General features: G+C 71.4%; 20 protein-coding genes. 14 read left to right on the top strand and 6 right to left on the bottom strand.

Annotation, left to right across the window (positions count from 1 at the left end; genetic code table 11):
* Nucleotides 1-433 precede the first annotated feature (433 nt).
* From ACZ61E_RS30315 to ACZ61E_RS30280, 8 genes are all read left to right on the top strand, one after another.
* Nucleotides 434-1285: a YcnI family copper-binding membrane protein gene (locus ACZ61E_RS30315; RefSeq protein WP_469703364.1), complete on the top strand. Its 852-nt coding sequence runs from the start codon at nt 434-436 to the stop codon at nt 1283-1285.
* Nucleotides 1286-1353: 68 nt separating this feature from the next.
* A complete protein-coding gene (locus ACZ61E_RS30310; RefSeq protein ID WP_469703362.1) occupies nt 1354-2016 on the top strand; it encodes an SCO family protein in 663 nt (220 codons plus the stop codon).
* Nucleotides 2017-2039: 23 nt separating this feature from the next.
* Nucleotides 2040-2483, top strand: a complete 444-nt coding sequence (locus tag ACZ61E_RS30305) for a copper chaperone PCu(A)C (RefSeq protein ID WP_469703367.1) — start codon at nt 2040-2042, stop codon at nt 2481-2483.
* Between the two features lie 16 nt (nt 2484-2499).
* The gene (locus ACZ61E_RS30300; protein WP_469703360.1) at nt 2500-4560 is read left to right on the top strand and encodes a copper resistance CopC/CopD family protein; all 2061 of its coding nucleotides are present in this window, start codon (nt 2500-2502) and stop codon (nt 4558-4560) included.
* Nucleotides 4561-4654: 94 nt separating this feature from the next.
* Nucleotides 4655-5881, top strand: a complete 1227-nt coding sequence (gene efeB / locus ACZ61E_RS30295) for an iron uptake transporter deferrochelatase/peroxidase subunit (RefSeq protein ID WP_469703366.1) — start codon at nt 4655-4657, stop codon at nt 5879-5881.
* A gap of 87 nt (nt 5882-5968) precedes the next feature.
* A complete protein-coding gene (gene pheA, locus ACZ61E_RS30290; RefSeq protein ID WP_469703358.1) occupies nt 5969-6904 on the top strand; it encodes a prephenate dehydratase in 936 nt (311 codons plus the stop codon).
* Between the two features lie 547 nt (nt 6905-7451).
* Nucleotides 7452-8741, top strand: a complete 1290-nt coding sequence (gene serS, locus ACZ61E_RS30285) for a serine--tRNA ligase (RefSeq protein ID WP_469703356.1) — start codon at nt 7452-7454, stop codon at nt 8739-8741.
* A complete protein-coding gene (locus ACZ61E_RS30280; RefSeq protein WP_469703355.1) occupies nt 8738-9568 on the top strand; it encodes an HAD family hydrolase in 831 nt (276 codons plus the stop codon). Before serS ends, ACZ61E_RS30280 begins: the two co-directional genes overlap by 4 nt.
* 290 nt (nt 9569-9858) lie before the next feature.
* Here the strand turns inward: ACZ61E_RS30280 and ACZ61E_RS30275 are convergent, their stop codons facing one another.
* The 5 genes from ACZ61E_RS30275 to ACZ61E_RS30255 form a co-directional block, all read right to left on the bottom strand.
* Entirely contained in the window at nt 9859-10491 is a 633-nt protein-coding gene (locus ACZ61E_RS30275; protein WP_469703353.1) for an NADPH-dependent F420 reductase, read from the bottom strand.
* Nucleotides 10492-10711: 220 nt separating this feature from the next.
* Entirely contained in the window at nt 10712-11431 is a 720-nt protein-coding gene (locus ACZ61E_RS30270) for an ABC transporter permease (protein ID WP_469703351.1), read from the bottom strand.
* Between the two features lie 27 nt (nt 11432-11458).
* On the bottom strand, nt 11459-12370 hold the full coding sequence (locus ACZ61E_RS30265) for an ABC transporter ATP-binding protein (protein ID WP_469703350.1): 912 nt from the start codon (nt 12368-12370) through the stop codon (nt 11459-11461).
* Nucleotides 12367-13248, bottom strand: a complete 882-nt coding sequence (locus tag ACZ61E_RS30260) for an ABC transporter permease (RefSeq protein ID WP_469703348.1) — start codon at nt 13246-13248, stop codon at nt 12367-12369. Before ACZ61E_RS30260 ends, ACZ61E_RS30265 begins: the two co-directional genes overlap by 4 nt.
* Complete coding sequence (locus ACZ61E_RS30255) at nt 13238-14299, bottom strand: ABC transporter ATP-binding protein (protein ID WP_469703346.1); 1062 nt, start codon at nt 14297-14299, stop codon at nt 13238-13240. The genes ACZ61E_RS30260 and ACZ61E_RS30255 overlap by 11 nt, the downstream gene beginning before the upstream one ends.
* A 330-nt stretch (nt 14300-14629) precedes the next feature.
* On the opposite strand from ACZ61E_RS30255, the gene ACZ61E_RS30250 reads away from it, so the two are divergent.
* The 5 genes from ACZ61E_RS30250 to ACZ61E_RS30230 all read left to right on the top strand — a co-directional run bounded on the left by ACZ61E_RS30250 (nt 14630) and on the right by ACZ61E_RS30230 (nt 20103).
* On the top strand, nt 14630-15478 hold the full coding sequence (locus ACZ61E_RS30250; RefSeq protein ID WP_469703345.1) for a M24 family metallopeptidase: 849 nt from the start codon (nt 14630-14632) through the stop codon (nt 15476-15478).
* A complete protein-coding gene (locus ACZ61E_RS30245) occupies nt 15478-17394 on the top strand; it encodes an SDR family oxidoreductase (protein WP_469703344.1) in 1917 nt (638 codons plus the stop codon). Before ACZ61E_RS30250 ends, ACZ61E_RS30245 begins: the two co-directional genes overlap by 1 nt.
* A complete protein-coding gene (locus ACZ61E_RS30240) occupies nt 17391-18338 on the top strand; it encodes a metal-dependent hydrolase (protein WP_469703343.1) in 948 nt (315 codons plus the stop codon). Before ACZ61E_RS30245 ends, ACZ61E_RS30240 begins: the two co-directional genes overlap by 4 nt.
* 3 nt (nt 18339-18341) lie before the next feature.
* On the top strand, nt 18342-19286 hold the full coding sequence (locus tag ACZ61E_RS30235; protein WP_469703341.1) for a MerR family transcriptional regulator: 945 nt from the start codon (nt 18342-18344) through the stop codon (nt 19284-19286).
* Nucleotides 19287-19527: 241 nt separating this feature from the next.
* Nucleotides 19528-20103 carry an RNA 2'-phosphotransferase gene (locus ACZ61E_RS30230; RefSeq protein ID WP_469703339.1) on the top strand — a complete coding sequence of 192 codons (576 nt, stop codon included), beginning with the start codon at nt 19528-19530 and terminating at the stop codon, nt 20101-20103.
* Here the strand turns inward: ACZ61E_RS30230 and ACZ61E_RS30225 are convergent.
* The gene (locus ACZ61E_RS30225) at nt 20093-20986 is read right to left on the bottom strand and encodes an LLM class flavin-dependent oxidoreductase (RefSeq protein WP_469703337.1); all 894 of its coding nucleotides are present in this window, start codon (nt 20984-20986) and stop codon (nt 20093-20095) included. The two genes, ACZ61E_RS30230 and ACZ61E_RS30225, sit on opposite strands and share 11 nt — an antisense overlap.
* A gap of 188 nt (nt 20987-21174) precedes the next feature.
* Between ACZ61E_RS30225 and ACZ61E_RS30220 the strand changes: the two genes are divergently transcribed.
* Nucleotides 21175-22041: a Cof-type HAD-IIB family hydrolase gene (locus tag ACZ61E_RS30220; RefSeq protein ID WP_469703335.1), complete on the top strand. Its 867-nt coding sequence runs from the start codon at nt 21175-21177 to the stop codon at nt 22039-22041.
* Nucleotides 22042-22080 lie beyond the last annotated feature (39 nt).

Genomic DNA, 22080 nt, shown 5'->3' with positions numbered 1-22080 from the left:
CTCCTCCCCCTCGTGTGTTTTTCTTTGTGGTTTTGGTTGTGGTTCCCCACGGGACGGACTCCACCCCCCCCCCCCCCCCCGCCCCCCCCGCCCGGCCCCCCCGCCCCCCCCCCCCCCCCCCCCCCCGACAACGCGCGGCTGCGGGCGCTGCGGGCCGCCCTCGGTCTCGTACGGGCCCTGCGCGCGGGCCTGCCCGTCACGCCCTGCCCCGGGCCCCACGGTCAGCCCGTCCCGCGCCCCGACGCCCCGCCGGCGAGCCCGGGGGAGACACTCCAGCACTCGGTGATCAGGCGCGGCCCGCCGGCCGTATTCACTCTCGCCGCCTGACGCGACGACGCGCTCCGTACGAAGACACGGGGCGGTGGCGTCGCGATGCCGTCGCGTATGCACGCGCGGTCCACCGTCCTCCCCACACCGTGGAGTGTCTCCTGTCATGAACGCCTCTCGTACGAACACGTCTCGTCGCGGCGTCCCGCAGCCGTCCACCGCCGGTCGTAACCGCACCGCGCGCCGCGCGGCAGTCGTCGGCGGCGTCGCCGCGTCCGCCGTCGTACTGCTGGCCGGTCCCGCGCTCGCGCACGTCGGCGTGCAGCCGATCGGCGAAGCCGCCAAGGGCGGTTACGCGACGGTCAACTTCAAGGTGCCGAACGAGCGTGACGACGCCTCGACCGTCAAGCTCGAAGTGAACTTCCCGGCCGAGCACCCGCTGGCGTCGGTGTCGCCGCAGGCCGTGCCCGGCTGGAAGATCGACGTCACCAAGAGCAAGCTCGACAAGCCGATCGAGATGCACGGCAAGCAGATCACCGAGGCCGTCTCGAAGGTCACCTGGACCGCCACGGGCGACAGCAGGGTCGCGCCCGGCTACTTCCAGCAGTTCCCGCTCTCCATCGGCCAACTGCCCGAGGACGCGGACCAGTTGGTCTTCAAGACCCTTCAGACGTACGACAACAAGGAAGTCGTGCGCTGGATCGACGCGCCGACGGAGGGCGCCGAGCCCGAGAGCCCGGCGCCGGTGCTGGCACTGACCGCCGCCGCCGAGGACGGCCACGGAGCCGCGGCCGGTGCCGACGACGACGCCAAGGGCGGCGCCGACCACGCCTCGGACGAGGGCGACGGCGACGACGGGGCCACCGAGAACGCCGCGTCGTCCGACAGCAGTGACGGCACCGCACGCGCCCTCGGCATCGCCGGCATCGTCGTCGGCGCCGCCGGTGTGGCCTTCGGCGTCCTCGCCGGGCGCCGCCGTACCCCCTCCGCCGGCACTCCGGCCAACCCCGCCAGCTGACCGCCGGGTGCGGGCCCGGCGCCGGGCCCGCACCCGTCACCCGTACTCCACCACTGGGATCTGCCTCCATGCGCAAGAAGACCGTGCTCACCGCCGCCGCTCTCACGGCGGTGGCGGCACTCACCCTGTCCGCCTGCGGAAGCGGCGGCGACGACGACGCGTCGAAGCCGGTGGCCGACGTCTCCGCACAGCCGAAGACCGAAGCGGCGACCGTGCTCGACAAGCCCTTCGAGAAGCCGGACCTCGTCCTCAAGGACACCGAGGGCAAGACCTACGACTTCCGCGAGGAGACCAAGGGCAAGCCGACGCTGATCTACTTCGGCTACACGCACTGCCCCGACGTCTGCCCGCTGACGATGAGCAACATCGCCATCGCCAGGAAGGCCCTGCCCAAGGCCGACCAGGAGAAGCTCCAGGTCGTGTTCATCACCACCGACCCCGAGCGGGACACCTCCGCCGAGCTGGCCAAGTGGCTCCCGAGCGCCGGCGATCCGTCGTTCGTCGGCCTCACCGGCGACTTCCCGACCATCCAGGCCGGCGCGCGCCAGGTGGGCATCGGCATCGAGCCCGCGACCAAGGAGAAGGACGGCAGCGTCGTCTCCATGCACGGCGCCCAGGTCATCGCGTTCTCACCGAAGACGGACGGTGGTTACGTCCTGTACGGCGAGGACACGACGGCCGACGACTACACGAAGGATCTGCCGAAGCTCGTCAGGGGCGAGAAGCCGTGAGGCGGCCCGGCGGCCGGCCCCTCGTGGGGGCGGTGCTGGTGTCGCTCGCGTCGGCGGTGGCACTGGCCGGGTGTTCGTCGGCGGACGCCTCGGAGGACCAGCCCCGGTTGGAGGTCACCGGGGCCTTCATGCCGCAGCCCGTCGGCGACATGGCGTCCGGCTTCCTCACCGTCACCAACAGCGGCGGCGCGGCGGACAGGCTCACCTCCGTCACCAGCGACGTCGCGGACGACATCACGATCCACGAGACCAAGGACCAGCGGATGCGGCAGGTGAAGTCCTTCGACATCCCGGCCGAGGGCGAACTGACCCTGGACCGCGGCGGCAACCATCTGATGTTCATGGGCCTGAAGAAGAAGCTCGTCCAGGGCCAGCGGATCTCCGTGGAGCTGCACTTCGAGAAGACCGACCCGATCGAGGTCGACCTTCCCGTGAAGGAGACCACCTACAACCCCACGCGGCACTGAGGGACTGACACCCACCATGACGGCCACCGCCCCCCGCATACGGCAGCTACCGCTCGTACGACTGCTGTTCGTCACCGCCGTACTCGTCTGCGGCCTCTTCGGCACCTTCTCCGGTACGGCGACGGCGCACGCCGCGCTGACCGGGAGCGACCCGGAGGACGGGGCGGTGGTCGATGTCGCCCCCAAGGACGTCACGCTCACCTTCTCCGAACAGATCGCCATGGGCGACGACTCCATCCGGGTCCTCGACCCCAGCAGCAAGCGCGTCGACGTCGCGAAGATGCGCGATCTGAGCGAGGGCGGCACGGTGCGCTACGCCGTCGGCCTGAAGCCCGGACTGCCGGACGGCACGTACACCGTCGCCTGGCAGGCGGTCTCCGCCGACAGCCACCCCGTGTCCGGCGCGTTCACCTTCTCCATCGGGGCGCCGTCGCAGACCACGGCGTCCGTGCCGGACCAGGAGGCCGGCGGCGGACTGGTCGGCACCCTGTACGACACGGTGCGCTATCTGTCGTACGCCGGGTTCGTCCTGCTCGTCGGCGGACCCGCCTTCATCCTGGCGTGCTGGCAGCGCGGCGCATCCGTCCGGCCGTTGCAGCGGCTGGTCGTCGGCGGCTGGGTCACCCTGACCGCCTCGACACTCGTCCTCCTCCTGCTGCGCACTCCGTACACCGGGTCCGGCGAGCTGGGCGACGCGTTCGACCTCGGCGGGCTCGCGGACGTGCTGGACACCAAGACGGGGGCCGCGCTCGTCTCACGGCTGCTGCTGCTCGGCGCCGCGGCGCTCTTCATAGCGGTGCTGTTCGGGGCGTACGCGAAGCGCGTGACCGAGACGGCCGACAAGGACGGCCCGGACGGCCCGGAACCGGGCGGCGAAGGCGCGGACGGCCCGGACCCGGAGCGCCGGGACGCGGACGGCCGGGACGCGGACGGCCGGGACGCGGACGGCCGGCGCTCGGAGGCCGAGAAGGCGAAGGCCGACCTCACCTTCGGGCTGAGCCTGGGCGGCACGGTCGTCGCCGCCGGGATCGCCGGGACCTGGGCACTGTCCGAGCACGCGTCGACCGGGATCCAGACCGGTCTCGCCATGCCGCTCGACGTCCTGCACCTGCTGGCCGTGGCCGCCTGGCTCGGCGGCCTCGTGTCGCTGCTGACCGCGCTCCGCCGGACGCCGGACATCGAGCGCGCCGCCGTTCGGCGCTTCTCCCGGATCGCCTTCACCAGCGTCGTCGTGCTGGCCGTCACCGGGCTCTACCAGGCGTGGCGGCAGGTCGGCTCCTGGTCCGCGCTGACCGACACGTCGTACGGACAGCTCCTGCTGGTCAAGGTCGCGCTGATCGCCGTACTGCTCGGTGCCGCCTGGTTCTCACGGCGCTGGACGGGGCTGCTCGCCGACCGGACGACGGCCCGGACGCAGACCGGGACGCAGGAGGCGGAAGAGGTGCGGGAAGCGGAGGCCGGGGATACGGCGGGTGACGCGGCCGGGGACGCGACCGATCCCGAGCGCGCCGCTCAACTCGCCCGTCAGCGGACGGCGCTGGCCACGGCGCGCGACAAGCGCGACCGGGACGCCGACACCGAGCGCTCCGGGCTGCGCCGCTCCGTCCTCATAGAGGCGTGCGTCGCCCTCGTGGTGCTCGCCGTCACGACCGCGCTGACGGGCACCGAGCCGGGACGTACGCAGGAGAAGGAGGCCGGCGGGGCGGGCTCCGGGGCCGCCGCTCCCGCGCCCGCCCGCCCCATCAGCCTCACCGAGCCCTTCGACACCGGCGGCGCGAAGGGCGAGGGCACCCTGCGGCTCACCCTCGACCCCGCCCGCTCGGGCGACAACGTCATGCACCTGTGGATCGACGACCCGGCCGGCAAGCCGATGGACGTGCCCGAGGTGAAGGTCGCGTACACCCTGGAGGCCGAGCGGATCGGACCGCTGCCCGTCGTCCCCGAGCGCCTCGCACCGGGACACTGGAGCGCGGGCAGCGTACAGATCCCGATGCCCGGCGACTGGCATCTCCAGGTGACGGTGCGGACCTCGGACATCGACCAGACGACCATCGAGAAGAACGTGAAGATCGGCTGACCCCGTGAGCGACACCCGTACGACCAGCGAGACCGACACCGGCGGACCCCACACGGGCTCCACCGGTGCGCACGGCACGGAAGCGGCTCCCGCGATCTCGCGGCGGCGGCTGCTCGGTACGGCGGGCGCGGCAGGCGCCGCCGGGCTCGTCGCGGGCGCGGCAGGCGGCAGCGCCGCGTACGCCGCGACCCGCGCGGACGCGCCGACCGCGCTCAGCACGGTCGGCTCGGCGACCGCGGCCTTCCACGGCGCCCACCAGGCCGGCATCACCTCCCCCATGCAGGCGCGCGGCCATCTGGTCGCCCTCGACCTCGCGCCGGGCGCCGGGCGCAAGGAGGCCGCCGCGCTGCTGCGCCGCTGGTCGGAGACCGCGCGGCGGCTGATGGCGGGCGAGCCGGCCGGGGAGGGCGACACGGGCGTCGCGCTGGACGCCGGGCCCTCCGCGCTGACGGTCACCTTCGGCTTCGGCCGGACCTTCTTCGACCGTACGAAGCTGACCGCCCTGCGCCCCGCGGCGCTCGACCCGCTGCCGGCCTTCTCGGCGGACCGGCTCGACGCCCGTCGCAGCGAGGGCGACCTGTGGGTGCAGATCGGCTCGGACGACGCGCTCGTCGCGTTCCACGCGCTGCGCGCCCTTCTCAAGGAGGCGGGCGAAGCGGCGCGCGTGCGGTGGCAGATGAACGGCTTCAACCGCTCGCCCGGCGCCACCGCCCGTCCCATGACCGCCCGCAATCTGATGGGCCAGATCGACGGCACCGGCAACCCCCGCCCGGAGGAGCCCGACTTCGACCGGCGGATCTTCGTCCCCGCGAAGCCGCCGGCGGGCACACCGGAGTGGATGGCGCGCGGCTCGTACGCCGTCGTACGCCGGATCAGGATGCTGCTCGACGACTGGGAGGCCCTGTCGGCCGACCGCCAGGAACTGGTCATCGGCCGCCGCAAGTCCGACGGCGCCCCGCTCACCGGCGGCGAGGAGGCGACCGAACCCGACCTCGACAAGGCGGGCCCGGACGGCAGGCTCGTCATCCCGGACAACGCGCACGCGCGGATCTCGGCGCCGGAGCAGAACGGCGGCGCCGCGATGCTGCGCCGTCCCTTCTCCTTCCACGACGGGATCGCGGCGGACGGCACCCCCGACGCCGGTCTGCTGTTCATCTGCTGGCAGGCCGATCCGCTGCGGGGTTTCGTGCCGGTGCAACGCAAGCTCGACCGGGGGGACGCGCTGTCGGTGTTCCTCCGGCACGAGGCGAGCGGTCTGTACGCGGTGCCGGGCGGGGTGCGGGAGGGCGAGTACGTGGGCCAGCGGCTGCTGGAGTCCTGAGCCGCGGATCCCGGTGGCGGCCGTCGTCGGCCCCGTCCGTCGCGGGCGTCGTCCGCGGCCGTCCGCGGGTCGGACTAAAGTGACCACATGTCGGCCACGCGCTACACATACCTCGGCCCCGAGGGCACCTTCACCGAAGCCGCCCTCCGTACCCTTCCGGAAGCCGCCACACGGGAACTGGTCCCGATGGTCTCGGTGCCGGCGGCCCTCGACGCCGTACGGCACGGGGACGCCGCGGCGGCCCTCGTACCGATCGAGAACTCGGTGGAGGGCGGCGTCACGGCGACCCTCGACGAACTCGCGTCGGGCGAGCCCCTGATGATCTACCGCGAGGTGGTGCTGCCCATCGCCTTCGCGCTGCTCGTCAGGCCGGGGACGGCGCTGACCGACATCAAGACGGTGACCGGCCATCCGGTGGCACAGCCGCAGGTGCGCAACTGGCTGCGGGCCCATCTCCCGAACGCGCTCTGGGAGTCGGCCGCGTCGAACGCGGACGGCGCGCGGCTGGTCCAGGAGGGCCGGTTCGACGCCGCCTTCGCGGGTGAGTTCGCCGCGGCGACGTACGGGCTGGAGCCCCTGGTCACCGAGATCCACGACGCCGAGAACGCGGAGACGCGCTTCGTCCTGGTGGGCAGGCCCGCGCGCCCGTCCGCGCCGACCGGCGCGGACAAGACCTCGGTCGTGGTCTGGCTCGGCGACGACCATCCGGGCGCGCTGCTCGAACTGCTCCAGGAGTTCGCCGTGCGCGGGGTCAACCTGATGCTCATCCAGTCGCGCCCGACGGGCGCGGGCATCGGCAACTACTGCTTCGCGGTGGACGCCGAGGGCCATATCGCGGACCGTCGCGTGGGCGAGGCGCTGATGGGGCTGAAGCGGATCAGCCCGAAGGTGCGGTTCCTGGGGTCGTACCCGAGGGCGGGGGTGGCTCCGGAGGACGTACGGCGGCTGCGCGCGGGGACGTCGGACGCGGAGTTCATGGACGCGGCCGACTGGCTGGCCCGCAGTCAGGACGGGCGGATCTGAGCCGCCGGGGACAGCGGACGGCCCGCTGTCCCCAAAGTTATCCACAGGCCGACCGGGTTCCCTGGGGACAAGTCGACAGTACGGTCCGACATGGTCGACAAATCGGCTCAGTCGCCACACTTCCTTCCACAGGTCATCACGTGGCCCGTGTCACCCCAATTGCGTTGATCAACTCGTTAGAGGGATCAAGTCCCACTCGAAAGAGGGTGCGAAGCGGGTTTAAGGGGGGAATCCTCCCGCTCTCACATGGACTTTCACCGCGGCCTCGCTCTCGATCCACAGATCCACCACACAACCTGTGGATAACTTTCCGAACCGCCCCGGTTCTGTGGACAACATCGGCCCAAGTACCGTGCGCCACAAGGGAAATGGGTCAACGGGCCACCTGTCGGCACCCCTTCCGGGGAATTGGCCGCCCATTATTGACGCGGAAGCCTTCCCCTTTCCGCTCTCCCTTCACCTTCGTCAATTGCGGCAATTCAGACAAAGCGCTACACGCTGAAATATGGGGTGGGGTGGCGGAAGCGCGCACCGGTAGCCTGGTGGGGTGATTGACCTTCGCCTGCTCCGAGACGACCCCGACCGTGTCCGCGCCTCGCAGCGCGCCCGTGGAGAGGACGTCGGCGTCGTCGACGCCCTGCTCTCCGCCGACGAGCGGCGCAGGGCCTCCGGCGTCCGCTTCGACGAGCTGCGTTCCGAGCAGAAGACGCTCGGCAAACTGGTGCCCAGGGCCACGGGTGACGAGAAGACGGAACTGCTGGCCCGCACGCGCGAGCTCGCCGCGGCCGTCAAGGCCGCCGACGCGGAGCAGCACGAGGCCGACGAGGAGGCCAGGCGGCTGCTCCTGCGGCTCGGCAACATCGTGCACCCGGACGTGCCCGTGGGCGGCGAGGAGGACTTCGTCGTCCTGGAGACGATCGGCACTCCCCGCGACTTCGGCGCCGAGGGCTTCGAGCCCAAGGACCACCTGGAGCTCGGCGAGGCGCTCGGCGCCATCGACATGGAGCGCGGCGCGAAGGTCTCCGGATCGCGCTTCTACTACCTGACGGGGATCGGCGCCCTGCTCGAACTCGCCCTGGTGAACGCGGCGATCGCGCAGGCGACCGAGGCGGGCTTCGTCCCGATGCTGACCCCCGCGCTGGTGCGCCCGCGCGCGATGGAGGGCACGGGCTTCCTCGGCCAGGCCGCCGAGAACGTGTACCACCTGGAGAAGGACGACTACTACCTGGTCGGCACGTCGGAGGTGCCCCTCGCGGCGTACCACATGGACGAGATCATCGAGGCCGACAAGCTGCCCCTGCGGTACGCGGGGTTCTCGCCGTGCTTCCGCCGCGAGGCGGGCACCTACGGCAAGGACACCCGTGGCATCTTCCGGGTGCACCAGTTCGACAAGGTCGAGATGTTCTCGTACGTCGACCCGGCGGACGCGGAGGCCGAGCACGCGCGGCTGCTGGAGTGGGAGAAGCAGTGGCTGACCGGTCTCGGGCTGCCCTTCCAGGTGATCGACGTGGCCACGGGCGACCTGGGGGCCTCGGCCTCGCGCAAGTTCGACTGCGAGGCGTGGATCCCGACCCAGGGCAAGTACCGCGAGCTGACGTCCGCCTCCAACTGTGACGGGTTCCAGGCGCGCCGGCTCTCCGTACGGATGCGGGTGTCGCAGGACGGCAAGCAGCAGGTGAAGCCGCTCGCGACGCTGAACGGCACGCTCTGCGCCGTACCGCGCACGATCGTCGCGCTGCTGGAGAACCACCAGCGGGCCGACGGTTCGGTGTGGGTGCCCGAGGTGCTCCGTCCGTATCTGGGCGGGCGCGAGACGCTGGAGCCGATCGCCAAGTGAGCTCCGCCGCCGCTCCCGCTCCCGCCTTCCCGTACAAGCTCGTCGCGACCGACCTCGACGGCACGCTGCTGGGCGAGGACCACGCGGTCTCCGCGCGTACGCGTGACGCGCTCGCCGCCGCCACGGAGGCGGGCGCCGCGCACATCATCGTCACGGGGCGGGCCGTGCCGTGGACGCGGAGCATCCTCGACGACCTGGGCTACGAGGGGCTGGCGGTCTGCGGCCAGGGCGCGCAGGTCTACCACGCCGGCGAGCACAGACTGCTGACGTCGGTGACGCTGGACCGGCAGGTGGCCGTCCTCGCGGTGTCGAAGATCGAGGCGGAGGTCGGCCCGCTGGCGCTCGCCGCCAGCCGTGACGGTCTGGACGGTGACGTGCTGATCGGGCCCGGCTACCGGGTCCAGGACGGCCCGCTGCCCGCGCTGTTCCTCGGCGACCCCGCCGAGATGTGGACGGCGCCGATCAACAAGGTCTACATCCAGCATCCGGAGCTGAGCGACGACGAGCTGGCGAGGGTCGCGCAGGAGACGGTCGGCGGTCTGGTCGCCGTGGTGATGGCGGGGCCCGGTGTCGTGGAGATCCTGCCCCTGGGTCTGAGCAAGGCGACGGGACTCTCGCTGGCCGCGCGGCGGCTCGGTGTGACGGCGGCCGACACGATCGCGTTCGGCGACATGCCCAACGACATCCCGATGTTCGGCTGGGCGCGGCACGGTGTGGCGATGGCCAACGCGCACGAGCGGCTGAAGGAAGTGGCGGACGAGATCACCGCGTCGAACGACGAGGACGGGATCGCCGTGGTGCTGGAGAGGCTGCTGCGGCACCACTGACGCGCGCGTGGCGCCGGCACCGGGCTGCGCCGCGTGGCCGGTGCTCACAGGAGTGGGGAGGGGGCGGTCCACGCGCGAACGCGCGCTCGAAGCGACCGCCCCCTTGGGCGGGTCACCGTCGGCCGCACGGAGCGGAAGTGATTACTCCGGAGCCGGGCCGGGACTGCCCTGTCGGGAACCCGACGGACTCGGATGACCGGTCATCGCCGCGCTCCTCTCCCGGTTCAGTGGTACCTGACGTCACCACTGTCCCCCCGCAGGGGTGTTGATCGCCAGTGAATTACACCGGGTTACTTCGCGGCCGTCTTCGGCGGTACGACCTTGATGTTGAAGGTGTGCGTCCCGAGGGCGCCCGCGATACCGATGAACAGCAGCGCGAAGTGCTCCTGCCCGCGCGCCGTCTCGATGCCGCCCAGGTCCAGCCGGGAGCCGACGGGCCAGCCCAGGTCCCCCAGCAGCACGCCGACCTCGGCCTTCGCGCCGGCGTCGTCGCCGGAGAGGAAGACCGTGCTGTCACCGCTCAGTCCGCCCGGGTCCGCCATCGCGGCGGAGTCCATGGTGGCGAGCGTCTTGACGACCCTGGTGTCGGGGAGCGCCCCCTGAAGCTGTTCGCCGATGCTGGAGTTGGGGTGGGCCAGCGCCATGTCGTCGGTGAGGCCGACCGCGATGTCGAGGAGGATTCTCCCGGCGAGCTGCTCGCGGAGTTCGGTGAGCAGCTCCAGGGACACGGTGCCCGGGGTGGCGTTGACGACGATCCCGCCGTGCTCCACCGCCTCGGTCAACCCGGTGACCGGCAGACCGAGTTCTCTGTCGGCGGCGGCCTTGGGGTCGCGTGAGCCGAGCACGACGTCGTGACCCGCGGCGGCCGCTCCGGAGGCCACCGCGCGGGCGACAAATCCTGTTCCGAGAAATCCGATTCGCATGGCTGCGACGCTAGGTGCGGCTCGCGGGCGGGTCATCGGGCGCTGGGACCAGAACGGGGCCCCTCGTAACCGCTTGCGTCCTAGGCGTATCCGTACGACGACCTAGGTCGGAGGTTCCGGACGGGAGCGGGGAGCGCGGAGCGGGTACGGAGGCGGCCCCCGCCCGGACCGGGCAGGGGCCGCCTCCGTACGGAAGGGACACGGTCGGGCCCCGGCGGCCTCACTCGTCGCCGGCGAGGGTCAGCGTGCGCAGCTTCTGCCCCGCGTACCAGGTCGCGACGACGGTCACACCGGCCAGCAGCACGACGGCCAGCGGCAGACCGACGTCCGAGGTGATCATGCCGTCCCCGCCGGTCTTCTCGGCGACCGCCAGGGACCACTGCTGGACGCTGAGGGTGCGCGCCCCGGCGATCAGACTGCCGAAGAGGGTCTCCCACACCAGGGCGTAGACGAGGCCGATGACGACCGCGTGGCGGCTGACGGTGCCGAGCAGCAGGAACAGCGCGCTGTAGGCGATGGAGGCGACCAGCGCGGCGATGGTGTAGGACACCGCGATCTGCTGGCCGTTGCCGTTGAGGATGTATCCGGCGATGAAGGTGGGGATCGCGGAGAACGCCATGGTCACGGAGATCGCGACGATCAGCTTCGTGAAGATGATCGTCGGCCGTTTGACCGGCTTCGCGAGCAGATAGACGATCGATCCGTCGTCGATCTCCGGGCCGATGGCACCCGTTCCGGCGATCACACCGATCAGCGGGATCATCGTGGCGAGGGCGAAGCCGCCCAGGACGTCCGAGGCGATCTGGTCGTCCACGCCGTTGAAGGTCCGTACGGCCACGGAGATGAGGATCAGCAGGGCCGGCAGGATGAACAGGACGGCGGCCCGGCGCCGGCCGAGCAGGGCCCGGTAGGTGAGCCGGGCGACTGTGGGGTGGTACATGGACGTCACAGCTCCTATCAAGGCCGCTCAGGCCGCTACGAGGTACGAGAAGACCGATTCGAGGGACTCGTCGGACGGCGAGACGGTGAGCAGCCGGATGGAGTGCTCACGGGCGACCCTCGGCAGCAGCTCGGTGAAGCGCCCGAAGTCGACCGCCTGGATGCGCAGCGCGCCCTCGGTGACGTCGACCTCGATGCCGGCCGTGGACGGGTCGGCGATCAGCGCGGCGGCCAGCGTGCGGTCGTCGCTGGACCGTACGAGATAGCGGTGCGGCCGGTCGGTCATCAGCCTGCGGATCTTGCGGAAGTCGCCGGACGCGGCGTGCCGGCCGGCGACGATCACCTCGATGTGCGCGGCGAGCTGCTCGACCTCCTCAAGGATGTGCGAGGAGAACAGGACGGTGCGGCCGGAGTCGCCCATCCGCCGCAGCAGGTCCATCAGCTGCATGCGCTGGCGGGGGTCCATGCCGTTGAAGGGCTCGTCGAGGAGGAGCACGGACGGTTCGTGGACGAGCGCGGACGCCATCTTCACGCGCTGCCGCATGCCCTTGCTGTACGTCCCGATCTTGCGGTCCTGCGCGTACTCCATCTCGACGGTGGCGAGCGCCTTCCGGGCCTCCTTCTTACCGAGGCCGTGCAGTTCGGCGTTGGCCACGACGAAGTCGAGCCCGGTGAGGAAGTCGTACATGCCTTCCCGCTCGGGGACGATGCCGATCTTGCGGTAGACGGACTCGTTGCGCCAGATCCCGTCGCCGTCGAGGGTGACGCTTCCGTTGGAGGGTGACAGGAACCCGGCCATCATGTTGATGAGCGTGGACTTGCCCGCGCCGTTCGGTCCGAGCAGTCCGGTGACGCCGGGGCCGACGGTCATCGTGACGTCGTTGACGGCGACCACGTTGCCGAACCAGCGCGACGCGTGCTCGATGTTGATGGTGGTCACAGCCCGACCTTCCGGTAACGGCGCATGAGGACGGCGTACGAGCCGAGGATGAGCGCGAGAACGACCAGCAGATAGATGACGCCGACGCCGGACGACGGGCCCGCCTCGCCGGGGAACGACGAGGTGGCGCCGAGGAACGCGGTCTGTACGCCGTCGATGAGCGTGATGGGCGAGAAAAGGCCGATCCACTGGACGGCGCTGTCCGAACCGGTCCCGAAGGCGATCGCCTGGACGGTGGAGACGGCGCCGTAGGTGATGGTCAGCGTGGCGATGACGGCGGCGACGCCGAACCCGCGGCGCGGGGTGAGGGCGGCCATCACCAGACCGAGTCCGCCGAAGAGCAGCGACAGCAGCGCCACGGAGACGAGTCCCTGGCCGAAGCCCTTGGTCTGGTCGGCGAAGTCCATCTTGGCGAGCAGCGAGCCGATGTAGAGGACCAGGAGCGGCGCGGCGGTCAGGACGAAGAGGGAGGAGGCCATGGCGCCGTACTTGGCCACGACGTAGTCGACGCGCTCGATGGGCCGCGAGAAGTACAGCGGCACCGTCTTGAACCGCAGGTCGCGGGAGACGGACTGGGGTGCCTGGGCGGCCAGGAAGAGCGCGATGACGGCCTGGAGGAAGATCGCGTACTGGGTGTACTCGACCGGCAGGGACTTGAGGTCCGTGGCGACGGCGACGGCGACCATGATCGCCGCGGGCAGGCACATCACGGCGAACAGGATCATCGGCAGGATCTTGGACTTGCCGGAGCGGCCGAGGCCGTAGGAGCCGCGCAGGGACTGCGAATAGAGGGAGAGGCGGGCGTAGGCGCGGCCGAGCCGGGGGCCGTCGTAGTTGCGGTAGCCGATGTTGTGGATCTGGGTGAGGTCAGTGCTCATCGCTGCCGCCTCCCTTCTGAAGTGCGAGTTCCGCGGTGCCCGTCCCCGCCGGTCCGGCCTGTGCGGCGGTCGCCGCCGACGCGGCGTCCTTGGCGCGGAAGACCTCGGCGATGTGGTGGCGGCGCTGTTCCATCCGTACGAGGCCGAGACCGAGTTCGGCGACGGTGTCGCGTACGACGTCGTACGTCTCCTCGCCCGTGGCCTCGATCAGCAGGATGTGGCCGGCGCCCGGCAGCCCGTCCTCCTCGCCCGCGTGGAGCGCGATCCCGGCAGCGGTGAGGGCCTCGCGCAGGGCGCGGGTGCCGTCGACGTGGGTGTCGGTGTCGGTGACCTCCACGGCGAGCGTCGCCGTGTTCTGCGTGAAGTCACTCGTGGAGCTGGAGCGCAGCAGTTTCCCGCCGTCGATGACGACGACGTGGTCACAGGTGCGTTCGAGCTCGCCGAGGAGGTGCGAGGTCACGAGGACGGAGATGCCGAACTCGGTGTACACGCGGCGGATCAGATTGAGCATCTCGTCGCGGCCGACGGGGTCGAGACCGTTCGTCGGCTCGTCGAGGAGGACGAGTTTGGGGTCGTGGACCAGCGCCTGCGCGAGCTTGACGCGCTGCTTCATGCCGGTCGAGTAGCCACCGATGGGGCGGTACCGCTCCTCGTACAGACCGACGTGGCGCAGGGTGTCCGCGGTGCGTTCGCGGGCGGCGGTCGGGGGGAGTCCGGACATCCGCGCCATGTGGACGACGAGTTCGGTCGCCGACACGTCGGGCGGCAGGCAGTCGTGCTCGGGCATGTATCCGACGTTCTCGCGGATGTCGGCGCCGCTGGTGGCGACGTCGAACCCGAGCACGGTGGCCCGGCCTTCCGTGGCGGGGGACAGACCCAGCAGGATCTTGATCATGGTGGACTTGCCGGCTCCGTTGGCACCCACCAGACCGGTCACACCCGGTCCGATGTCCAAGGAGAGCCGGTCAAGCGCGGTTACCCGGGGGAACCGCTTACTCAGGCCTTCAGTGGCGATCACAGTCACGTCTTCGACGGTAGTGGCGCACACCACAGCGGACGTCAGCCCTGACGGTTGTCTCGGGGTCCGTCTTGAGGTGTACGGACCCGTAAGGGCAGCGTCAAAAGTCAGGACGAAGGTTCGGGGTCGGCCGGAAATGGGCGGGTACCGGGCGGGAGTCAGATGGGAAGCCGGCCGGAACCGGCAGGGGCCGGACCGTGATCGGGGAGTTGTCCACAGGCCGGGAGGACGCCCTTGACGCAGCCGTCGGACATTGTCACATTCATCAGTGTCACGTTACGAACGCGTACCGCACACGGCGTACGGCTCGCGGTCCGGGGCCGTCGGGGCACGCGGCTGCGGCGCACGGCACAGAGGGGTGGCATGACTTCGACGGTGAGGGGCGAACGGACCGCGGAGCTGCGGGGATTCAGATCCGTGCAGCGCCTGGCCTACGAGTGCGCCGAAGCCGTGGCCGCGCGCCTGCGGCCGGGTGTCACGGAGCGCGAGGCGGCCCGGATGCAGCGCGACTGGCTGCGGGCGCGCGGGGTGCGCGACTGGTTCCATCTGCCCTTCGCCTGGTTCGGGGACCGCACGGCCTTCAAGGGGTTCCGCGTCCCGCTCCAGTTCTTCCCCACCGACCGGAGGCTGGCGGAGGGCATGCCGTTCATCCTCGACCTGGCGCCGGTCCACCGGGGTTACACGGCCGACGTGGGCTACTCGGGCCGGCTCGGCCCCGGCCCCGATCCGCTGCACGACAAGCTGCTCGCCGATCTGCGGGACCACCGTGACCTGCTGCTGCGCGAGGTGCGCGAGCGGCGTCCGCTGCGGGAGATATACGAGGACGTGGACCGGCTGATGGTGCGCCAGGGATACGAGAACAGGCACCGGGCCTACCCCTTCGGGGTGATCGCCCACAAGGTCGGCCGTGTGAAGGACCGGCGCTGGTCACCACGGGTCCTCGGTTTCGGTACGCAGACCCTCAAGGGTCTGGCGAGCGACGCGCTGCACGGGCACCGGGACGGCTGGTCGCCCCTGTGGAGCCCGTACGGATTCTCCGACCATCCGCCGAGACCCGGGTTGTGGGCGGTCGAACCGCACCTCGGATTCCGGGGCACGGGCGCCAAGTTCGAGGAGATCCTGGTGGTCACCGACTCCCGGGACCCGGCCCAGAGCGCGTTCTGGCTGGATGACGATCTGCCGCATGTGCGGCGTTGGGCGGAGGGTGCGTGATGTCGCTTCAGTCAGTTCCGTGGCCGGCCGGTGCGCGTGAGCGCAGGGTGCGTACGGGCGGGATCGATCTGTGTGTGGCCGAGATGGGTGACCCGGCGCGGCCGACGGTCCTGCTCGTGCACGGCTATCCGGACAGCAAGGAGGTCTGGTCCCGGGTCGCGGCCCGGCTCGCCGGGCGGTTCCACGTGGTGCTGTACGACGTACGGGGGCACGGCGGTTCGACGGCGCCGAAGCCGCTGCGCGGCGGCTTCACCCTGGAGAAGCTGACGGACGACTTCCTGGCGGTGGCCGACGCGGTGAGTCCGCGCCGCCCGGTGCATCTGGTGGGGCACGACTGGGGCTCGGTACAGGGCTGGGAGTTCGTGACCGTACGGCGCACGTCGGGCCGCATCGCCTCCTTCACCTCGATGTCCGGCCCCTCGCTCGACCACTTCGGGCACTGGATCAAACGGCGGATGACCCGGCCCACCCCGCGCGCGGTGGGCCAGCTCCTCGGCCAGGGCGCCAAGTCCTGGTACGTCTACCTGCTGCACACCCCGGTGCTGCCCGAACTCGCCTGGCGCGGGCCGCTCGGCAGGCGGTGGCCGCGGATCCTGGAGCGGTTCGAGAAGGTGCCTTCGGGACGCCCGCCCGCGGAGCCGGGGAGCGGCGCGGGCGGGGGATCCGCGGCAGTGGAGCGAATCGACGCGTATCCGACCGCCTCGCTGCCGGACGACGCCGCGCACGGCGCCTGGCTCTACCGGGACAACATCCGTGCCCGGCTGAGCCGCCCCCGCGAGGACGCGCACGCGCACGCACCGGTCCAGCTCATCACCCCGACCGGCGACGCCTTCCTCTCCGAGCGGCTCTACGACGACCTGGAGCGGTGGGTGCCCCAGCTGGTGCGCCGTACGCTGCCCGCCAAGCACTGGGTGCCCCGGACACGACCGGATCAACTGGCTTCCTGGATCACCGAGTTCGTCGTGGCCCACGAGCCCGACCCGGAGCCGGAGAACGGTTCGGAGATCGTGACGGCGATCGAGGCGGCCGGCAAGGCCCGCCGGGAGAGCCGGGCCCGCCGGGTGCGGGACCTGGTGCCGAGCGGCCCCTACGGGGAGCGGTTCGGCGGACAGCTGGTCCTGGTGACCGGCGCAGCGAGCGGTATCGGACGGGCCACCGCGTTCGCCTTCGCCGAGTCGGGCGCCCGGATCGTGGCCGTGGACCGGGACGCCGAAGGCGCCGCCAGGACCGCCGAGATGGCCCGGCTGATCGGCGCGCCGCGGGCGTGGGCGGAGACGGTCGACGTCGGCGACGAGCAGGCGATGGAGAAGCTGGCCGAGAAGGTCGCCGCCGAGTGCGGCACGGTGGACGTCCTGGTGAACAACGCGGGGATCGGACTCTCGGGACCGTTCCTGGACACCACGAGCGAGGACTGGAGGAAGGTCCTGGACGTCAATCTCTGGGGCGTCATCCACGGCTGCCGGATATTCGGCGGCCGGATGGCGGCCCGCGGCCAGGGCGGGCACATCGTCAACACCGCGTCGGCTGCCGCCTATCAGCCGTCGCGGGCGCTGCCCGCCTACAGCACGACCAAGGCGGCGGTGCTGATGCTCAGCGAATGCCTGCGCGCCGAGCTGGCCGGCCAGGGCATCGGGGTCACCGCCATCTGCCCCGGCTTCGTGAACACCAACATCGCGGCCACCGCGCGGTTCACCGGAGTCTCGGCGCAGGAGGAGAAACGGCGCCGGAGGAGAACGGCCCGGCTGTACGGGCTGCGCAACTACCCGCCGGAGAAGGTCGCCGACGCCGTCCTGCGGGCCGTCGTGCGCAACGAGGCCGTCGTACCGGTCACTCCGGAGGCCCGGGGAGCCCGGCTGCTGTCCCGCATCGCGCCCAGGACGCTGCGCGCGATAGCCCGGCTGGAGCCACCGCTGTGAACGCGCCGCCGCACGACGACCGGGAGCCGCGCGAGGAACCGCGGGGCGGGGGTCATGTGATCGCGCCCCGGCGGGTGTCGTTCGACTGGCGGGAGACCCCGCTGCACTGGATACCCGGCGAGCCCACCGCCACCCATGTGATCAACGTCCTGCATCTGCTGCTCCCCGCGGGCGAGCGCTGGTTCGTCAAGGTGTTCAGGGAGGCCCTGCCGCTGGTCGACGACCCGGTGCTGCTCAAGGACGTCAAGGGCTTCATGGGCCAGGAGGCGACGCACAGCGTGCAGCACGCGTATGTGCTCGACCACCTCGCGGAGCAGCGGCTGGACACCACGCCGTACACCCGGCACGTCGAGTACCTCTTCGAGATCCTGCTGGGTGAGAGGCCGCCCTTCGGGGTGCCGTGGCCCCAGCGGGAGTGGCTGCGCTTCCGGCTGGCGATCGTCGCCGCGATAGAGCAGTTCACGGCCGTGCTGGGGGACTGGGTGCTGCGCGCGGACGCGCTGGACCGGGCGGGAGCGGACGAGGTCATGCTCGACCTGCTGCGCTGGCACGGCGCCGAGGAGGTCGAACACCGGTCGGTGGCCTTCGACATGTACCAGCACTGCGGTGGTCCCGATCCGGTGCGCTACGCCCGCCGGCTGGAGACGATGGCCGTCACCGCCCCGGTGCTGCTCTGGCTCTGGGGGTGGGGAGCGGCGTATCTGATCCGGCACGATCCGCGGCTCGGGGGCCGGCTGCGCTACTCGCTGCGCGAGCACAACCGGGCCGTCGCCAAGGGCCTGTTGCCCACCTGGCGGGAGCTGGGCTCGGCGGTGCCCCGGTACTTCCGGCGCTCGTACCACCCCTCGCGGGAGGGTTCGCCGCGCCGGGCCGTCGACTATCTCGCGGCCTCGCCCGCGGCCCGCGCGGCGGCCGGGGCCGTCGGCCGCGCCGCCCTGGGGTAGGGCGTGCCGGGGACCCCGGCCGGCGGCCGGTACCGGATCGAGGACCTGGCGCACGCGAGCGGCGCCACGGTCCGGACCATCCGCGCCTACCAGGACCGGGGGCTGCTGCCCGCCCCGGAGCGGCGCGGCAGGGCCAATGTGTACGGGGACACGCATCTGGACCGGCTGCGGCAGATCGCGGACCTGCTCGACCGGGGCTACACGCTGGCCTCCATCAAGGAGTTGCTGGAGGCGTGGAACGCCGGGCGCGGTCTCGGCGGGGTGCTCGGCCTGGTCGCGGAGGTGCACGGGCCGTGGACGGACGAGCACGCCGCCCGGATCACCCGTGCGGAGCTGGCCGAGCGGTTCGGCGGCTCCCCCGACGACACGGCGCTCGCCGATGCGGTGGAGCTGGGGATCCTGGAGCGGATCCCCGGACGGGACGACGAATTCCTCGTACCGAGCCCCCAAGAGCTCTCGGTGGCAGCCGAGTTGTACGCGGCCGGGGTGCCGCTGACCGCGATCTCCGCCCATCTGCGGGAACTTCGCGATCAGGTCGAGCACATCGCCGCGCGTTTCCTGGAGTTCACGACCGAACACGTCTTCGCGCGCTATCTGGGGCATCAACCGCCGACGGACGCGGAGGCGGCGGAGGCGGCCTCGCTCGTAAGGCGGCTGCGGCCCCTCGCGCGGCAGACCGTGGACGCCGAACTGGCGCGTGCCATGCGGTTGTTCGCGACCCGCCACCTCCAGCGGCAGCTGACCGCCGGGGAACCGGAACCACCGGGGGCGCCGACGCGTTCCGTACGGCTGCCGGCCGCCACGATCGACGCCGTACAGGGGCTGGTTGGCGAGGAGCGCACCTCGGCGTTCATCGCCGCCGCGGCCGAACGTGAGCTGGGGAAAAGGACGTTGGACGCGCTGAGCGCAACCCACACGCAGAGCGCGCAACTTGACCAAATAGGTTAATCCGTCCAGCACTTGTCCACAGATTCGCCAAATAGCCTGTGGATAAACTGAGTTGACTGTGGATCAAACATTTCGGCGCTGATCATTTCCGGTTCGACCGGATCGCTTCGGATCGGTTCGAATCGCTTCGGGTCGAGGCCGGGCCGGGTGGGGTCGGGCCGGGCCGGGCCGGGGCCCGACACTGCTGGGACCGGATCGAAATGAGTGGCGGCCGACCGGCGCCACCGGGCACGCTGTGCGAATGACCACACCACGGACACCGGGCGCGGGAACGCCCGACGAGCGACGCACCGTGAAGGTGTCGAAATACCTCTCGAAGCATCTGCGGCACCAGCCCGAGCGGATCGGCCTCACGCTCGACCCGAACGGCTGGGTGGAGGTCGACGTGCTGCTCCGCGCCACGGCCGACCACCGCTTCCCTCTCACCCGCGCGGAGCTGGACCATGTCGTGGCCGTCAACGACAAACGGCGCTTCACCATCGAGGGCGACAGGATCCGGGCCAATCAGGGCCACACCGTCGAGGTCGATCTGGACCTGCCGCCGGCCGAGCCGCCCGCGTACCTCTACCACGGCACCGTCGCCCACAGCCTCGACGCGATCCGCGCCGAGGGTCTGCGGCCCATGAACCGCCACCACGTCCATCTCTCACCCGACCGCGAGACCGCGACCCGCGTCGGCGCCCGCCGCGGCCGGCCCGTCGTCCTGCCCGTGGACGCGGGCGCGATGCACCGCGACGGCCATGTCTTCCGGGTGAGCGCCAACGGCGTCTGGCTGGCCGACGCCGTACCGCCGCGCTACCTCCGCTTCAGCGGCTGAGCTGCGCGAGCCCCTCCGTGGCGATCCGCTCGAAGAGGGCCGGGTCCATCGCGAAGTCCGAGTCCGGGATCGGCGCGTGCACCACGATCTCCGTGATCCCGAGCTCGAAGTGCCGCCCCGCGAAGTCCACGAACGCGTCGAACGAGTCGAGCGGACGCCCCGGCGTGAAGCCGCTGAGAAGGATCTTCTCCAGACCGGCCGCGTCACGCCCGAGCTCCGCGCACGCCTCACCGAGCCGGCCGACCTGTCCGCGGACCGCCGCCAGCGACTCCTCGGCCGTGCCCGACTCGAAGAGTTTCGGATCCCCCGTCGTCACCCAGCCCTGGCCGAGCGCCGCGGCCAGCCTCAGCCCGCGCGGCCCGGTGGCCGCGACGGCGAACGGCAGCCGCGGGCGCTGCACGCACCCCGGGATGTCACGCGCCTCGACCGCCGAGTAGAACGTCCCCTCGGCCGTCACCGCGTCCCGTGTCAGCAGCTGGTCGAGCAGGGTCACGAACTCCGCGAACCTGTCGGCCCGTTCACGCGGCGACCAGGGCTCCTGTCCGAGCACCACGGCGTCGAAGCCGGTCCCGCCGGCCCCGATCCCGAGGGTGACCCGGCCACCGGAGATGTCGTCGAGCGAGATCAGCTCCTTGGCGAGCGTCACCGGATGCCGGAAGTTCGGCGACGTCACCAGCGTGCCCAGCCGCAGCCGGGTGGTGGCACCGGCGGCGGCCGTCAGGGTCGGTATCGCGCCGAACCACGGACCGTCCCGGAAGGTGCGCCACGACAGGTGGTCGTAGGTGTACGCCGCGTGGAAACCCAGCTCCTCGGCGCGCGACCACTCGTCGCGACCGCCCTCGTGCCAGCGGCGGACGGGAAGAATCACAGTGCTCAGACGCATGGCCCCGACCCTACGTCCCAGCGCCGGCCCGCTGTGCGGCAGGCGGTGGGACGGGCGACCCGGCAGTGCGGTACCGGGGGCCCGGCGACGCGACGGTGCGACGGGTGTTGGCCACGCACCGGGCGTGAGGGCGCTCACATGTGCGATCCGCCGCACTCACGTGCATATGTGTGCGGGAGAATGAGCGCGTGACCTCAGCTAGCGAGTCCTCGCTCCCCGCCCGCCCCAGGCTGATCGCCACCGATCTTGACGGAACGTTGCTGCACGACGACAAGACCGTCTCGGACCGCACCGTCGCCGCGCTCGCCGCCGCCGAGGAGGCCGGGATCGAGGTCTTCTTCGTCACCGGGAGGCCGGCCCGCTGGATGGGCGTCGTCAGCGACCATGTGCACCGGCACGGGCTCGCCATCTGCGCGAACGGGGCCGTCGTCGTCGATCTGCACAGCGGCGGGGAGCTGGTGAAGGTCCGGGGGATGGACCGGGCCGTCGCGCTCGACGTCGTACGGGCGCTGCGGGACGCGGCGCCCGGCACCGCCTTCGCCATCGAGAGGACGACGGGTTTCGACTACGAGCCGCGGTACCCGCCGTTCCTGGACGACGGCGGCGCGAACGTGGCCCCCGCCGAGAAGCTCCTCCGGGATGGCGGGCCCGGCGACGGCGAACCGGTCGTGAAGCTGCTGGCGCACCACCCGGACCTGACACCCGACGGCTTCCTGACACTGGCCCGCACGGCAGCCGGACACCTGGCCTCCTTCACCCGTTCCAGCCCGACCGCGCTGCTGGAGATCAGCGGCCTCGGGGTCAGCAAGGCGAGCACGCTCGCGCTCTGCTGCGCCGAGCGCGGTATCTCCTCCGACGAGGTCGTCGCCTTCGGGGACATGCCGAACGACGTGGAGATGCTGGCGTGGGCCGGTACGTCGTACGCGATGGGCAACGCGCACCCGGACGTGATCGCGGCGGCGTCCGGGCGGACCGTGGCGAACAACGAGGACGGTGTCGCCGTCGTCGTCGAACAGCTGGTGGAACGCGCGCGGGCGCGAGCGCGGCAGGACTGACGGCCGCCGGGAGGCTCCCGAAGGAGTTCTTCGAGCCGG

The organism is Streptomyces sp. NPDC104581, from assembly GCF_055583685.1.
This window is presented reverse-complemented; position numbering and strand designations above follow the sequence as displayed.

Bases quoted from the DNA above. Each gene is read 5' to 3' on its own strand.
- ACZ61E_RS30315 (WP_469703364.1), top strand. From the start codon at position 434: ATGAACGCCTCTCGTACGAACACGTCTCGTCGCGGCGTCCCGCAGCCG.
- ACZ61E_RS30310 (WP_469703362.1), top strand. From the start codon at position 1,354: ATGCGCAAGAAGACCGTGCTCACCGCCGCCGCTCTCACGGCGGTGGCG.
- ACZ61E_RS30300 (WP_469703360.1), top strand. From the start codon at position 2,500: ATGACGGCCACCGCCCCCCGCATACGGCAGCTACCGCTCGTACGACTG.
- pheA (WP_469703358.1), top strand. From the start codon at position 5,969: ATGTCGGCCACGCGCTACACATACCTCGGCCCCGAGGGCACCTTCACC.
- ACZ61E_RS30275 (WP_469703353.1), bottom strand. From the start codon at position 10,491: ATGCGAATCGGATTTCTCGGAACAGGATTTGTCGCCCGCGCGGTGGCC.
- ACZ61E_RS30270 (WP_469703351.1), bottom strand. From the start codon at position 11,431: ATGTACCACCCCACAGTCGCCCGGCTCACCTACCGGGCCCTGCTCGGC.
- ACZ61E_RS30260 (WP_469703348.1), bottom strand. From the start codon at position 13,248: ATGAGCACTGACCTCACCCAGATCCACAACATCGGCTACCGCAACTAC.
- ACZ61E_RS30250 (WP_469703345.1), top strand. From the start codon at position 14,630: ATGACTTCGACGGTGAGGGGCGAACGGACCGCGGAGCTGCGGGGATTC.
- ACZ61E_RS30245 (WP_469703344.1), top strand. From the start codon at position 15,478: ATGTCGCTTCAGTCAGTTCCGTGGCCGGCCGGTGCGCGTGAGCGCAGG.
- ACZ61E_RS30230 (WP_469703339.1), top strand. From the start codon at position 19,528: ATGACCACACCACGGACACCGGGCGCGGGAACGCCCGACGAGCGACGC.
- ACZ61E_RS30225 (WP_469703337.1), bottom strand. From the start codon at position 20,986: ATGCGTCTGAGCACTGTGATTCTTCCCGTCCGCCGCTGGCACGAGGGC.